Here is a 14,095-nt window from a genome sequence, read left to right as displayed (position 1 = left end):
AGCAAGTACAAACAGTGAAGGCGACCGGCACTTGTGCCGGTCGCCTTCCCTCTAAGGTCCAGGGTCCGCCCTTACAGGGCGGCGGAGTTTCCCCGCGCGCGTCCCGGCGCGGCGTCCGGACGAACCGCGGTGCCGGTGTCGCTGTCCTTTGACGGCGCCTCGGCGGCGTCTGCATTGCTGGAGTCTGCATCCTTGGCAACGACGTCCTTGGCAATTCCTCGGCGCTTCCTGGTGGGCCAGGTGAGGATCAGGGTGATTACGGAAGCGATCAGCACCAGGGCCCCGATGACAATCCCGGCGTCGACCCAGAACTGGCCCGGGAACAGCCGGATGAGGGTGTCTTCCAGTGCGAACGTCCAGGTCCCGTTGGCGAAGAAAATCCGGTGGAACTCGGTGAAGAACTGCTGCCAGCCGAGCGCCGCCAACGTGCCCAGGCCAAGGATGACCACGAGCGTGACGATGGAGCCGGCAAAAAGCCCGCGGCGCACTCCCCCGGTGCTTCGGCGGCGAAGGTAGACAATAGCGACGATGCTCAGCAGGATCAGCAGCGCACCGCCGGCGAAAGCCGACAGGATCACGAGTTTGACGTCCGCCATGTGGCTGACCTCGCCGTCCTGGAACAGCGCATCGCCGCTACGGTTGACGAGTTCGCCAAGATACCGCGGACCGGACCAGTTGCTGAGGTAGTCCACCGCGTAGGACCCGTAGGTCATGCGGTCATCCGTGCTGAAGCCGTAGCCGTCGCCGGGGAAGCCCGGACGGTTGTACTCCACCCAGAGGAACAACGGGCTGGTGACGGCCCGGACGGCGAGGACCAGGAGGATCAGCGGATAGAAGACGGCCAGCAGGACCTGCATCACCCGGGGCAGGACGGGCTTGGTGTTGGCCGCAAGCTCACGCTCGGCGTTCCGGCGCTCCACTTCGTCCTGGGGCGGCCGCACCTGGAGGGCGGAGGTGGGCAGCGGTTCCCGGAAATGCGTCCCCCTCCCCTGCGGTTCGGGGGCAGGCTCGACGGCGGCCTCAGCGGCCTTGCGGTCGGCGCGGCTCCCTGCCTGCGGCGCAGCGGTGCCGGCGGACGCTGCCGGCTGGTCCTTACCCGCGTCGGGGGAGGTCTTTTCCGCCGGGATTGATCCCTTGGCCGCAGCCGCAGTGCCTGCCCCGGCACCGGCGGGCTTCATCCAGTCAAAAGCGGGTTCATCGGTGTCATCGGCCGGATCCAGGTGCGGATCCTGCCGGTTCGGCGGGGTGGGCGTCTTCTCAGTCACTGCAGTTTCACTTCCGTAGGCGTCCGCGTCGCCGGGAACCGCCAGGCAACGCTACTTATCTCCAGATGAGCCTACCGTCAGGCACTCCGTGGCGGCAGGTGCCACCCCGTTCCGGAACGTATTCAGGCAGCCGACGCCGTGTATCCGGCATCGGCGCCTTCCAGGTCGCCGGTGGCACCCGAACGGTATGCATGCCGGCCCCACACCAGGACATAGGTCCAGTAGGCAGCGAGGACGCACGCGCCGATGCTGATCTTGGCCCACACGGGAAGACTGCTGGGTGTGACGAAACCTTCCACGAGGCCGGAGACAAACAGCACCAAAACAAGGCCCAGGGCAACGGTAATCAGGGAGCGTCCCTCCGCCGCCACCGCCTGGCCCCTCGTCCGAGGCCCCGGTGAAACCAGCGCCCAGAAGATCCTCAGGCCCCCGGCGGAGGCAATGAACACTGCGGTGAGTTCCATCAGCCCGTGGGGAAGGATGTAGCTGAAGAAGACGTCCGACTGGCCGACGGCGGCAAAGACGCCCGCGGCGACCCCGAGCCCCTGGGCGTTGCCAAAAAGGATCATGGGAACCCAGAACCCGGTGATGCCCAGGGCCACCGCCTGTGCCGAGATCCAGGCATTATTGGTCCAGACGGCGCCGGCGAAGGACGCGGCGGGATTCTCTGAGTAGTAGTCGATGAAGTCCTGTTCGACATACTGCTTGATGGCGGCATCCGAGCCGAGGGCCCGGAGCGCATCGGGGGACGTTGAGATCCACAGTGCGTACGCGCCCGCCACCAGGCAGAAAGCCACACCGCACCAGACGGTGAGCCAACGCAGCCGGTAAAACGCGGCTGGCAAAGCTATGACGAAGAACCGGGCCAGGTCGTCCATGAAGTTGGAGCGGGCACCGGTGAAGCGTGTGCGGGCTTGGGCCAGTGTGGCCGACAGGGAGGCGGACAACCCGCTTTCGGGTGCCACGGAGCGAATCAGGGAAAGGTGCGCGGACGTGGTCTGGTAGAGGCGCAGCAGTTCATCCGCTTCGCTTCCGCTAAGCCGCCGCTTGTACGCCAGCACGTGCAGCCGCGCCCACTTGTCCCCGTTGACCGCGGAGAACGCATCCATGTCCACGGCACTACCCTAGCGCTCCCGGATTAGACTGTGAGCGTCCGTAGGCGGCGTGTAGGGGACGGGGATCCGGCTTGAGCTCAATCATCACAGGTGAAGCAGTAGTGCTGGAGCTCCGTCCGGCGTCGTTCGCTGCGCGGGCACTGGGCCTAATTCTGGACGTCGCTGCCAATGTTGTCCTCCTCATTGTGATGATCACGGTGATTTCGTCGGCCTACAACGACCTGGACGGTGCGGCGGCCCGCGCCCTGGTTCTGGTCAGTGTGGTCTTCTGCTTGGTGATCCTCCCGGTGGCGGTGGAAACCCTCACCCGCGGCCTCTCGCTGGGGAAGCTGGCGGCGGGGCTTCGGATAGTACGGGACGACGGCGGCGCCATCCGCTTCCGTCATGCTGTGATCCGAGGGCTGATCGGTTTCCTGGAGATCTATCTGACGTTCGGCGGCCTGGCCATCGCCGTGGCACTGTTCAATGACAAGTCCAAACGGCTCGGCGACATCGTGGCCGGAACCTACGCCCTGCGGCGCCGGGTCCCGGCGGAACCATCGTTCGTCCCGTTTGTACCGCCGCACCTCCGGGCCTGGGCGGCGCTGGCTGACATCGGCCGGATACCGGACGCCGTGGCCCGCCGCTCGTCGCAGTTCATCCGCCAGGCAGGCCGGATGTCGCCGGCGTCGCGCGCTTCCATGGCCGCATCGCTCGCCACGGAGGTCTCAGCCTGTGTCGCTCCGCCGCCTCCGGCCGGCACGGGACCGGAAGAGTACCTGGCCGCAGTGCTGGTGGAACGTCGCGAGCGGGAACTGGCCAGGCTGAGCCGGGCACGGGCGCGAAGCACGGGTGTAGGGGAACGGTTGAACCGGCTGCCCTACAGCCGTGACACACCGTAGCCCGCAGTTCCTAGCGCTTGGCGTACTGCGCCCAGGGAATGTTCCAGTCGCCGTAACCCTCCAGCGGTTCCACGGGAGGAGCGCCCGTGTTGAGGGTCTGGACGACGTCGCCGGTCTTCATGTTGTTGAAGAACCAGGCCGCGTCCGCCGGCAGCAGTCCGACGCAACCGTGCGAGACGTTTGCCTTTCCGACGTAACTCCACGCCGATTCGAGTGCCTGGTGGACGTAGACGCCGGATGAGGTGAGCCGGTTGGCGTATTCCACGGTCAGCGGCGGGTAGTAGCCCTTGTCGCCGGGCTTCAGGCCGATGCTTCCGGCGTTGAACTTGGAGTGACGTTCCTGCTCCATGATCACGGCGTACCCGGTGGGTGAGAGCCACTCGGCATCGCCGAGCGTCACGGGGGCGGTCCTGACCAACTGGCCGTCAAAGTAGACGTTCATGGTCTTTGTGACATCATCCACGATGGCTACGCGCTGCGGCCCAACCTTGAAGCTGACCTTGGTGTCGACGTTGCCTACCATCTTGTTCCCGAAGTCCACGCCGAACAGCTTAAGGTCAACGGTGACCTGGCTTCCGGATGCCCAGAACGCCTCGGGACGGATGCGTACGCGCTGGTCCGAGTACCACCGCCAGGCGACGGCCTGGCCCGAGGACGAGGAGACTGTGACGGCTTTCTCCATGGCCTCCTTGTTCAGGACCGGCTCGGAGAAGACGATTTCAATCGGCTGGCCCGAACCCACGGTGGAACCGTTCTGCGGGTAGACGGCGGCGTCGGCCTCGTTGGCCGTGGCCACCGTGGTGAAGGTCTGCGTCTTCTTCGTTTCGCGGCCCGCCTGGTCCACGATCGTAAAGGCGTAGTCGTAGGCCGCGTCGAACTCCAGGGGGTCCAGGGCGGTCCAGGTGGAACCGTCGGCGCTAAGGGTGCCCTTGACGGGTTCGCCGCCGTCGGCAGTTGCCAGGACAACGTCCTTGACAGTGCCGTTGACGGCTTTGACGGACGGCGCGACGGCGGGATTGACTCCCGTGGCGCCGTCCGTGGGGGTTACGCCGAGCTCGACCGCCTTGACGACGGGAGCAGCGAGCCCCGGTTCGTTGCGGACCGGGCTGGAAGACTCCGACTGGAACGCGGGCTCCGCCCAGCTGGGGGCCGTGGCAACGCCGATGCCGCCGGCCGCAACCGCGGCGCAGATGGCCACGACGCCCAAAATTTTCATGGTTTTCCGCTTGTGGACTACAGTCATGACCTTCTCCATGTCCCCCGACAGGCCATTGATCAGCCCCAATACCGTCTCGGTCTCATTCAGTGGGGCGGCCTTAAGCTCCCAGCACTGACCAGACGATTTTACCGCACGGCGGACGGGTCAATTGGCGTACTGGGCCCAGGGGATGTTCCAGTCGCCGAATCCGTCGTCAAAGTTGGCATTCTCGCCCTCGGTGTTGACCACCTGGACGACATCCCCGGTGGTCATGTTGTCGAAGACCCATTTGGCTCCGTCCGGGCCGAGCCCGATGCAACCGTGCGACAGGTTGGCCACACCGACGTAGGGCATCGCGGAGTCCGTGGCCTGGTGGATGAACTCTCCGCTGGGCGTGAGGCGCGTGGCGTAGTTAACGTCCAGCTCGCCGTAGTATGCCGGGTCGTCAGGCTTCAGCCCGATGCTGGAGGCAGACATGTGCTCCACGCGGTACTTCTCCATGAACACAAGAAAGCCCCGGGCCGACGGGAACCGGGTGTCACCCATGGTGGCGGGCCATGTGCCTGCCGGTTTGTCATTAACGCTCACCGAAAAGGTGTGCGCCGTCGCGTCGGCTACAGCGACCTTCTTGTCGCCGACGTGGACAGTGACCTTCTTGTCGAAGTTGCCGATCTGCCCGTTGCCGAAATCGACGCCGAACAGCTGCATGTCCATGGTCACCGTGCTGTTGGCAGCCCAGAAGTTCTCGGCCCGGTACCGCACCATGCTGTCGCTGAACCAGTGGAATGCGCCCGCCTGGCCGGACGTGGACGAGACCTTGATGGCTTTCTCCACTGCATCCTTGTTCAGCACGGGTTCGCTGAACGTGATCTGCAGCGGCTGCGCTACGCCAACCTTCATGCCGTCCAGCGGGTAGATAGCGGCATCGGCTTCGTTGGCCGTTGTCACCGTGGTGAATGTGCGTGTGTCGTTGGTCTTGCGGCCTGCAGCGTCGGTCACCACGAAGTTGTAGGTGTAGCTGCTGTTGAACTGCAGGGGGCCGGCGGCTGACCAGCCGGTTCCATCCGGGCTGAGGCTCCCCTCGACGGCTTCCCCGTTGCCGTCCGTCAGGGCCACGCGTTCAATGGTTCCGTTAGTGACGCGGAGCGAGACCGGCGCTGCCGGATTCACCTGCTGTGCGCCGTCTGCCGGGGAAGCCGCAAGCTGCACCGGCACCACCACCGGTGCAGCCAGTCCCGGCGCCGACCGTTCAGCGGAGCCGGCCTCGGATTCAAAGGCGGCGCGGCCGGAACCGGGCGCGACGGCGGCGAATACTCCCCCGCCCGCCGCCAGCAGGCAGAGCGCTCCCACCAGGAGCATCTTCCTGGTGGCGGTCCGGTGTTCCCGTGCCGTCATGGCCCGGGGACCATTGCAGTCATCATGGCTCCAGCCTAGGCCACCCACCTTGGAGTTCACGGGGAACCCGGCAACGCAAGGGTCACGAAGATGGGCCCCGGATCTCGTTCCGGGGCCCATCGGGTTCAGCTTTCTGCCGGGGTGGCAGCCTCAGTCCTAGTAACGGTAGTGGTCCGGCTTGTACGGGCCTGCAACGTCCAGTTCCAGGTACTCGGCCTGTTCCTTGGACAGTTCCGTCAGCTCGACGCCCAGGGCATCCAGGTGCAGCCGGGCGACCTTCTCGTCGAGGATCTTCGGGAGCACGTAAACCTGGTTTTCGTATTCCCGCTCGCCCTCAGGCTGGTCACGCTTGGTGAAGAGCTCAATCTGCGCGATGGTCTGGTTCGCGAACGAGTTGCTCATCACGAAGGACGGGTGGCCGGTGGCGTTGCCCAGGTTCAGCAGGCGGCCTTCGGAGAGGACGATGATGGACCGTTCATCCGCGGTGCCGGCGTCGAGGACCCACTCGTGCACCTGCGGCTTGATTTCAACCTTCTTGATGCCCGGAATCCGCGCCAGGCCGGCCATGTCGATCTCGTTGTCGAAGTGGCCGATGTTGCCGACGATCGCCTTGTCACGCATACCGGCCATGTGCTCGGCCATGATGACGTCCTTGTTCCCGGTGGTGGTGATGAAGATGTGTCCTTCGCTGAGGACGCTCTCCAGTTTGGCCACCTGGTAGCCGTCCATGGCTGCCTGCAGCGCACAGATCGGATCGATCTCCGTGACAATCACACGGGAGCCCTGCCCGCGGAAGGCCTCTGCTGCGCCCTTGCCGACGTCGCCATAGCCGCAGACGACGGCAATCTTGCCACCCATCAGGACGTCCGTGGCCCGGTTGATGCCGTCCGGCAGTGAGTGGCGGATGCCGTACTTGTTGTCGAACTTGCTCTTGGTCACCGAGTCGTTGACGTTGATGGCCGGGAAGAGCAGCTTGCCCTGCTCCGCCAGCCGGTAGAGACGGTGTACCCCGGTGGTGGTTTCCTCGGTCACGCCCAGCAGGCGGGAGCCGATGCGGGTCCACTTCTGTGGATCTGCTGCCAGCGACGCACGCAGGACGTCAAGGAAGACGCGCCCCTCATCGGACTCGTCCTCTGCTGCCGCCGGGACGGAACCGAGGGCTTCGAACTCGACGCCCTTGTGCACCAGCATGGTGGCGTCGCCGCCGTCGTCGAGGATCATGTTGGGACCAAGGTCCGGGTTGCTGTCCGCCCCGGGCCAGGTAAGGATCTGCTCGGCCGTCCACCAGTATTCTTCGAGGGTCTCGCCCTTCCAGGCGAAGACGGGGACGCCCTGCGGGTCCTCAACCGTGCCGTTGCCCACCACGACGGCGGCAGCGGCCTCGTCCTGGGTGGAGAAGATGTTGCAGGAAGCCCAGCGGACCTCGGCGCCCAAAGCTGTGAGGGTTTCGATCAGCACGGCGGTCTGGACCGTCATGTGGAGTGAACCGGCAATCCGGGCACCCTTGAGGGGCTGGCTGGCGCCGAACTCTTCGCGCAGGGACATCAGCCCGGGCATCTCGTGCTCCGCGAGGCGGATCTGGTGGCGGCCGGCCTCAGCCAGGGAGATATCAGCAACCTTGTAATCGAAAGTCATGTGAGTCCTTGTGTTGTATCCGGGAAATTCTGGAACGGCGGAAGTGGATGCCCGTTCGGCGATCTATGGGAAGTTCGGCGCCAGATGGTCGCGCGATGGGCCGGGCGGGCAGTTATTCGGCGCTGGAGGCGCCCGACACTGCGGTGCCGGTCTCTGCAGCACCGGAGCCGCCGTCGTGCTGGTCCGAAGGCGCAGCGTTCGCGGCGGAGACCAGTTCCGGCGGCAACAGCAGCGGGATGCCGTCCTCGATGGCGTAGCGCAGCTTTTCCCCGGACTGCCCGGCGGCGGTGGAGACGAGTTCCTCGCCCTCCTGCACCAGCGTCGAGCCGGTAACGGGGCAACGCAGGACAGACAACAGGTCAGGACTGATCTTTGGCATGGTGGATGCTCCCTGATGGGCGCCGCAGCAGGCGCCGGTGGCCGATGGATTTGCAGCTTCCAGCGTACAAGCTTCGTGGCGGCGCCGCGGCTTAGGACGGCTCGCGGAGGATTCTCAGGTGTCCCCTGCGGGCGCCTTCGGCGGGCGGCGGGGCTTCAAGCGCGGCGTGCGCCGAGCGCTGGCCCGGCGCGGAATCCCCGGACGACGGCCGCAGTGCCGCCTCGCGGACGGCGTTGGCGAGGGCCAAAAGGTCATCGGGCCCCGGCTGGGGCGGCGTGGCGGGCATGGCCAGGCGCAGCACTTCCCAGCCCCGCGGCACTGTCAGCGACCCCGCGTGCTGTTCGCACAAATCGTAACAATGGGGCTCCGCGTATGTAGCCAGCGGACCCAGGACAGCCGTGGAATCCGCATAGACGTACGTCAAAGTTGCCACCGCCGAGTTGCGGCAGGCTGATCTTGAACATTGACGAATAGCACCCACGACATCACAGACTACTCCCCGTACGCCGCGGCGCCGCGCATTCCGGCCCGCAGTGTCCAGCAGTGTCGCGAAGCGCACGGATGCCCAGTGCGGCGTTGCCGGTTATGTCGCGTATTTCAGGCGGCGGGTTTAGAGTCAATATATGCAGCAATCGCACCACGTTCCGGGTTTTACGGTCCGGTTGGCTGACCCGGGAGCCGGCCAGCCGGCGGACGACGCCGCGCCCTCAGTAGCGGTCCGCGGGAAGAGCTTCAGGGAGCGCCGCAGGAACCGCCATGGCCGCGGCCTGCGCGGTGAATTGATGCTGCCCACGCTGCCCGGCTACCGCACCCGTTCCGACCGCTTCGACGAGATGGTCATGGACTCCGCCCAGCGTCTGCATGACATCTGGGGAAAGCCCTTGGACGGTGTCAGGTTTGCTGTCGACGAGATTCCTCAGGGCCTGGAACAACTGGTTGCTGACCGGTCCCCTGCGCCCATGGGCCTGTACGAGCCCGCCACCGCCGGTGAAGGTCCCGTGATCACCCTCTACCGCCGGGTCATCGAGAACGCCTGCTCCAGCCGAGAAGAACTCCAGGACCTGGTGCATGACGTGGTGGTGGAGCGCACCGCCGAAATGCTCGGGGTGGCACCCGAGACACTGGACCCCGTATACCGCCGCCGCTACTAGCCGCGCGCTAGTAGCCCAGTTTTACGGCGACCTGTTCCTGGCCCGCAGCACCCGGGGCAACCGCCACCGTGGCGACGTCCGCGCGTCCGTTCTCTTCCAGCAGCACCGTGCCGTAGGCGGCATCGCCAGAGGCTGACACCACGTACCCCAGCACCTCAGCACCGTCCACTTCCGCCGGCACCTTGATAACCGTCGTCGTGCCGCCCGCAATGTCCGCGGTGGCGGCCGCGCGGACCTTGCCGTCAGCCGTAACAGGCGTGTAGGTGATCTTGGCCCGGTCCCCGGGTGCGCCGAAGACCAGGTAGCGTTCTCCCCCGCGCGGTACGGTGACCACGTGCTGGCTGCCGAGCCTGGCGGACGCTGCCGACCATGCGAAGTCCGTGGCACTGTCCGATTTGAGGCCGCGGGCAAGCCGGGCGGCCGCGGCGAACGACACATCCGAACTGGCTGCGACCGTGTACTGGCCGGCCGGTACTCCGGCCAGCGAAACCTCGGTTACGGACCCGCCCTTGGCTGTCACGACTCCGCCGCCTGGCAGCGCCTTTTGGCCGTCACGTCCGTACAGCTTGATCTCCACCACGGCATCGGCCGGACCGGGAACAGCGATCTGGAGGGCCGCCGAGGCATCGGCAAACCCCTGCTTGGCGGTGAGAGCCTTGGCCGATGCGGGATCCTGGATATCCAGTCCGGACATCACCTGACGGGTCGCGGGTGCCGCGCCGGGCACGATGAAGTCCACACCGCCGGGCGTGAGCCCCCGAAGGACGCTCTGCTGAATGACGGCGGTCACCGGCCCGCCGGCACTGCGCGCATGGATGCTGAGCTTCTCCTGGTCCGGAGCAAGTCCGGCCAGCACGATGGACCGGGTGGTTCCCGGCGCAACCAGGAGTCCCCTGCTGCCGGGCGCCTGAATCTGGCCCTGCGCACCGTACAGCTCCAGGCTGACGGTTGCCGGAGTGCTGGAAGCATTGCTGAGGTTGAGGACCGCTGTCCGTCCCAGCGACGTGTTCGCCCCCACCAGCCACATGTCGTTAGCCGGCTGCTGGCAGCCTGCCGCCGCCGAGCCCTGGAGGTCGCCGTCTGTGGCGGTGTAGCTCATGACCGCGCCTGCGGTGGCCTGCTGGTTACCCACGGCGTCCGCGCTCAGGACACTCACGGAATCCACTATGCGCTGCGAAACGACGCCTGCGAGCAGCGCAGGCGGGGCAGCCGAAGCGGTGGGGCTGCCGGGGTCCTTGGCAATTTCGGTGAGGGGATTGCCGTTGAGCTCCGCGAGCCTGCTGCCGGGTAGCGCACCGGAATTGGTGCTCAGCACGGCGGCATTGACCAGGCTCTTGGCCGTGGCCGATTCCGGGCTGAACTGAGGGTCGGTGCCGACGGCGGTGCCCTCCAGCAAGCGGGCCGGACCGGGGCAGATCCCCACATTGCTGCCCGCGGGGACTGCAGCCAACGGCGCTTCAAGCGGGCGGCTGCCTGCGCTTTGGGGGCCCATCGACGCTGCCGCCACCAAGCTGCCGGCGGCGGCCACGATGATCACGGCTGAGGCCATCCCGGCGACCGTGCCGCGGACGGAAAGTGCGCGGGCATTGAGGCTTTTCAAGCTGCCGGCCGCGGGAGCTGCGTTCGCCGTCGCGCCCGCTGCGCCGGAGCCGTCCGCCGCATCCTGTACACCCGTAACATCTGTCGCGGAGTTCACGTCCTCATGAGGCTGCGGCACGGCGTCGTTCCCGTCCTTATGCATGCTGATGTTCCTTACGCAGGGAGCCTTCATCCCGGGAGAGGCCGGTGTTCGGCCGGCGGGCGGGCATAGGGATGGCCAGCAGGACAGTGAGTCCGATCACCGTTGCCTGCACGACAGCGGACCACACTGCCCACGGGTTGTCGTAACGGATGGTGAGCTGGCCGCCCTGGGCGGGGAGGGTGAACGCCTGGGACCAACCGGACGTTGTGGACGTCAGCCGCCGGCCATCCATCCACGCGGTCCATCCCGGATCGGAACGTTCGGCGAGAACCACGAGCCTGCCTTCGGGCCCTTCCGGGACAGCGGCATCAACATTTTCCAGGCCCGAGGGCAGGAGCCCGATGGCAGCGCCGGCACGGTCCACGATGCGCACCCGGTGCGCAACGTCAGCGGCGTCGATGACCGGCTGGTTGAGCGGGCTGATCCGCCAGAGCCAGCCGACGTTGGTCTGCCCCACCGCCACCAGTCCTGGCACGGCATCCATGCGGCTCGCAGTCAGCTGCGCAGCAGAATCCGAGGCCCGCAGGACAACAAATCCTGCGCCAAGGCGTTCCAGCTCCGGCCGCGGGTCCACACCCTGGCCTGCGACCACGGTGGCGACGACGCTGCGAAGCGCTGCCGTGACGGCGTCGTCATCCCTGACCGTTTCCTTGCCGGGTTCACCCATGATGTTGCGGGCGGCCGCAATGGTGGACAGCCCGTCGAGGGTGGTCCCCGCACCCCTCACGATCGAGGCGTCGAAGCTGCCGTCATCCGCCGTGTCGATGACCAGCGTCCGGGTCTGCTCGGGCCCTTGGCCGCGGTCGATGGCCGTAGCCGGAAGGGTGCGCGCGGCCGTGGGAGCAATCTGCCGCGGTGTTCCGAGGGCGGTCGGGCCCGGAGGGGTCATGCCCTCCGCTGCCGGGGCTGCCCCGGATGCGGACTGCAACAGGTTCCCGGCTGCCCAGGCGGTCAATCCGGCCACGGGCCCGGCGAGGAGCAGCACCATGGCAAGGACGGACAGGGCCTGGAGGACGATCCGGCGGGCAGCCGGGGCTTCGGCTGCCTTCTCAGAGAAGCAGAGCAGGCCGTCGGCCCCGATCAGGGCGGCGCCCAGCAGCAGGAAGCCGGATGCGGACACAACCGGCCCGGTGAATGGGGTGACGAGGGTGTCAGCGCTGGCACCGCTGGCCACGTGGCCCGCGAGCCAGCCGCCCGCAAGGATGATCAGGGAAGCAACCCACAAAGCGCGGGCCACGCGGGTGCGCCTGCCCGGGACAAACAGTGCCGCCGTTGCAAGTGCCAGGACGGGAAAGCCGATTAGCAGTGCCAGGAGCAGCGCCCACGGCGCGGCAGACCCCTCAAAGACCGGAAGCCCGGCCAGACCGCCGTCGGCATCGAAATACAGCGGCTGTCCCAGAACCTGCTGCCATAACGGTGCGCCGTCAAAACCGAGCGGGACGCCGGGGTCCGCGAGCAGTGCCCGCGGGCGGTCAAGCACGGAAATGCCGAACGGAACGAAAAGCGCGGCGCTCGGCAGCAGCGCCCACCATACGGTGCGGCCGCGCCTTCCCAGCAGGACCCCGGCCAGGACAACCACGACGGCGGACGGAAGCAGTAAGGACGGTGCGGACGCTGCCACAACAGCCAGCGCCAGGCCGGCAGCCGCGGCGGCTGTCCAGGAAGGAGTTCCGTTGACGCCCGGCTTGGCCGGAGGCTTGTCCGGGAAGCGCCGATCCCCAGGCTCAGGAACCGCGAAGCGGCCCTGCCCGCGGGCGGTGCCGGTGGCGCGCAGCAATGCCACTACCAGCAACGGCACCATGATGTGCGCAAGCAGGGCGCCAAGGCGCCCCTGGTTCAGTGCAACCTGCAAGGCGGGCGCCCCGCCCCACACAACTGCGGCCACGAGGCGGAACCGCCGCCTCGTGGTCAGGGCTCCGGCCGCAAACCACGCAGCGAGAGCGGAGAGCGGCATGGCAAGGATCAGCAGCCACGCCAGGGCGCTGTTGGCATCGCCGCCGCCGGCTAGACCAAGGATCCACAGAAGCAGGGCGAAGGGGTCGCCGTGGCCGGGCAGCCCGGCACCGAGTCCGATCCACCAACTGGTGGCGTGGTGCCAGATGTCCGATATCTTCGACGAGACCGGGATCAGGGCGCCACCGGAGACGGCTTCGGCGCGGAAAAACCCGGAGAGCCCGATCAAGGAAGCCGCCGCTGTGAGAATCACGGCCAGGAGGGCGCCGTTGCCCACCCAGCCGCGTTCCGAAGTGGTCAGTGCGGCAAAGTCATCCGTGGAGTCCCCGCTGGGCTGTTCGGCCAGCGGATCCGTCCGGGCCGAGTCCCCGCCCGGATCGTCGGAGCCCAGGGCTTCAATAAGGGAACGCCGGTGGGCCCAGACCTCGCGGCGCGGCGTCTGCAGTCCCTTGATCACCGAGCGGCGGATCCGCCGCGTCCGGGCTGCGTCGCGGCGTCCGCGGATCACAGCCCCCGGCCGGCCCAGCGCAACGAACGTCGCCATCAGTTGGGAGAATCCGTGGCCGGGATCCTTGACGGCAATACTCAGGACCAGCTTGAAGATGCTCCCCAGCAGCGCACCTGCCGCATGCAGCGGTACCTTCCACCACACTGTGTGCTTGAGGCGCAGGTAGACCTGGGCTTTCCGGGCAGCACTTGCACTCCCCAGCGCATGCGGCCGGTGCGAAACGTGGAACATCCGGGCGGTCGGCACCACCACTACGCGGTGCCCGGCCAAGCGGTTGCGCCAGCAAAAGTCCACATCGTCACCTGTGCCGGGAAGGGCGGAGTCAAACCCGCCCAGTTCCTCCCAGACGTCCCGGCGGACCAGCATGCCGGCGGAGTTGACCGCGAAGGTATCGCTGCGGCCGTCGTATTGCCCCTGGTCGAGTTCGTCCGCCTCAATGAGGGTCAGCCGTTCAGCCCAGCGGCTGGTGGAAAGCCCGACGTCGATCAGCCGGCGCCTGGCATCCCAGTCCAGCTGTTTGCACCCCGCCACCGTCACCGACGGCGCCCGCTCCACGGCGTGGAGCAGTTCGGCAAGCGCCTCCGGCGCGGGAGCGGCGTCGTCGTGCAGCAGCCAGATCCACTCGGTGTCGTTACGGGAGTCCGCGTTCCGGGGGGCAAGGGCCGCAAGGGCGGCCTTGACCGCCTCCCCCATCCCGGTCCGCCCCTGCTGGAAGGTGGTCACGTTGGATTCGCCGAACGCCTGGTCAAGCAAAGCCAGGGAATTGTCCCGCGAGCCGGTGTCCACGCCAATAGACGCATCCACCGGACGGGTTTGCTGTGACAATGCCGCCAAGGTCCTGGGAAGATAGTCACCGCCGTTGTGGGCGACCACA

The 14,095-nt window shown here is 67.0% G+C and carries 11 protein-coding genes; 2 read left to right on the top strand and 9 right to left on the bottom strand.

Annotated elements, in window-relative coordinates:
• Positions 1 to 71 precede the first annotated feature (71 nt).
• Together ARTH_RS06100 and ARTH_RS06095 are read right to left on the bottom strand one after the other, a co-directional pair.
• On the bottom strand, positions 72 to 1,265 hold the full coding sequence (locus tag ARTH_RS06100; RefSeq protein ID WP_011691064.1) for a TIGR01906 family membrane protein: 1,194 nt from the start codon (positions 1,263 to 1,265) through the stop codon (positions 72 to 74).
• 122 nt (positions 1,266 to 1,387) lie between these two features.
• Positions 1,388 to 2,380: a stage II sporulation protein M gene (locus tag ARTH_RS06095; RefSeq protein WP_198011539.1), complete on the bottom strand. Its 993-nt coding sequence runs from the start codon at positions 2,378 to 2,380 to the stop codon at positions 1,388 to 1,390.
• A gap of 71 nt (positions 2,381 to 2,451) precedes the next feature.
• Here ARTH_RS06095 and ARTH_RS06090 point away from each other — a divergent pair, with 71 nt between their 5' ends.
• Positions 2,452 to 3,261, top strand: a complete 810-nt coding sequence (locus ARTH_RS06090) for an RDD family protein (RefSeq protein ID WP_011691062.1) — start codon at positions 2,452 to 2,454, stop codon at positions 3,259 to 3,261.
• 10 nt (positions 3,262 to 3,271) lie between these two features.
• Here the strand turns inward: ARTH_RS06090 and ARTH_RS06085 are convergent, their stop codons facing one another.
• From ARTH_RS06085 to ARTH_RS06065, 5 genes are all read right to left on the bottom strand, one after another.
• Entirely contained in the window at positions 3,272 to 4,504 is a 1,233-nt protein-coding gene (locus ARTH_RS06085; protein ID WP_232223597.1) for a L,D-transpeptidase, read from the bottom strand.
• 120 nt (positions 4,505 to 4,624) lie between these two features.
• Positions 4,625 to 5,854 carry a L,D-transpeptidase gene (locus ARTH_RS06080; protein WP_043429533.1) on the bottom strand — a complete coding sequence of 410 codons (1,230 nt, stop codon included), beginning with the start codon at positions 5,852 to 5,854 and terminating at the stop codon, positions 4,625 to 4,627.
• Between the two features lie 156 nt (positions 5,855 to 6,010).
• Positions 6,011 to 7,489, bottom strand: coding sequence for an adenosylhomocysteinase (gene ahcY, locus ARTH_RS06075; protein ID WP_011691059.1), 1,479 nt, complete (start codon positions 7,487 to 7,489; stop codon positions 6,011 to 6,013).
• 112 nt (positions 7,490 to 7,601) lie between these two features.
• Entirely contained in the window at positions 7,602 to 7,868 is a 267-nt protein-coding gene (locus ARTH_RS06070) for a Trm112 family protein (protein WP_011691058.1), read from the bottom strand.
• 91 nt (positions 7,869 to 7,959) lie between these two features.
• A complete protein-coding gene (locus ARTH_RS06065; protein WP_011691057.1) occupies positions 7,960 to 8,349 on the bottom strand; it encodes a DUF3499 domain-containing protein in 390 nt (129 codons plus the stop codon).
• Positions 8,350 to 8,491: 142 nt separating this feature from the next.
• On the opposite strand from ARTH_RS06065, the gene ARTH_RS06060 reads away from it, so the two are divergent.
• Positions 8,492 to 9,019, top strand: a complete 528-nt coding sequence (locus ARTH_RS06060) for a metallopeptidase family protein (protein ID WP_011691056.1) — start codon at positions 8,492 to 8,494, stop codon at positions 9,017 to 9,019.
• Positions 9,020 to 9,026: 7 nt separating this feature from the next.
• Here the strand turns inward: ARTH_RS06060 and ARTH_RS06055 are convergent, their stop codons facing one another.
• Both ARTH_RS06055 and ARTH_RS06050 read right to left on the bottom strand, forming a co-directional pair.
• Positions 9,027 to 10,760: a DUF5719 family protein gene (locus tag ARTH_RS06055; RefSeq protein WP_011691055.1), complete on the bottom strand. Its 1,734-nt coding sequence runs from the start codon at positions 10,758 to 10,760 to the stop codon at positions 9,027 to 9,029.
• Complete coding sequence (locus ARTH_RS06050) at positions 10,753 to 14,094, bottom strand: glycosyltransferase (RefSeq protein ID WP_043429532.1); 3,342 nt, start codon at positions 14,092 to 14,094, stop codon at positions 10,753 to 10,755. The genes ARTH_RS06055 and ARTH_RS06050 overlap by 8 nt, the downstream gene beginning before the upstream one ends.
• Position 14,095 lies beyond the last annotated feature (1 nt).

This window comes from Arthrobacter sp. FB24 (genome assembly GCF_000196235.1).
In the GTDB taxonomy this organism is placed as follows: Bacteria; Actinomycetota; Actinomycetes; order Actinomycetales; family Micrococcaceae; genus Arthrobacter.
The sequence above is the reverse complement of the archived record's forward strand: the minus strand, read 5'-3'. Positions and strand labels throughout refer to the sequence as shown.

Excerpts from the sequence above, each read along its gene's own strand:
- ARTH_RS06085 (WP_232223597.1), bottom strand. The coding sequence starts at position 4,504 with ATGACTGTAGTCCACAAGCGGAAAACCATGAAAATTTTGGGCGTCGTG.
- ARTH_RS06080 (WP_043429533.1), bottom strand. The coding sequence starts at position 5,854 with ATGACGGCACGGGAACACCGGACCGCCACCAGGAAGATGCTCCTGGTG.
- ahcY (WP_011691059.1), bottom strand. The coding sequence starts at position 7,489 with ATGACTTTCGATTACAAGGTTGCTGATATCTCCCTGGCTGAGGCCGGC.
- ARTH_RS06070 (WP_011691058.1), bottom strand. The coding sequence starts at position 7,868 with ATGCCAAAGATCAGTCCTGACCTGTTGTCTGTCCTGCGTTGCCCCGTT.
- ARTH_RS06060 (WP_011691056.1), top strand. The coding sequence starts at position 8,492 with ATGCAGCAATCGCACCACGTTCCGGGTTTTACGGTCCGGTTGGCTGAC.
- ARTH_RS06055 (WP_011691055.1), bottom strand. The coding sequence starts at position 10,760 with ATGCATAAGGACGGGAACGACGCCGTGCCGCAGCCTCATGAGGACGTG.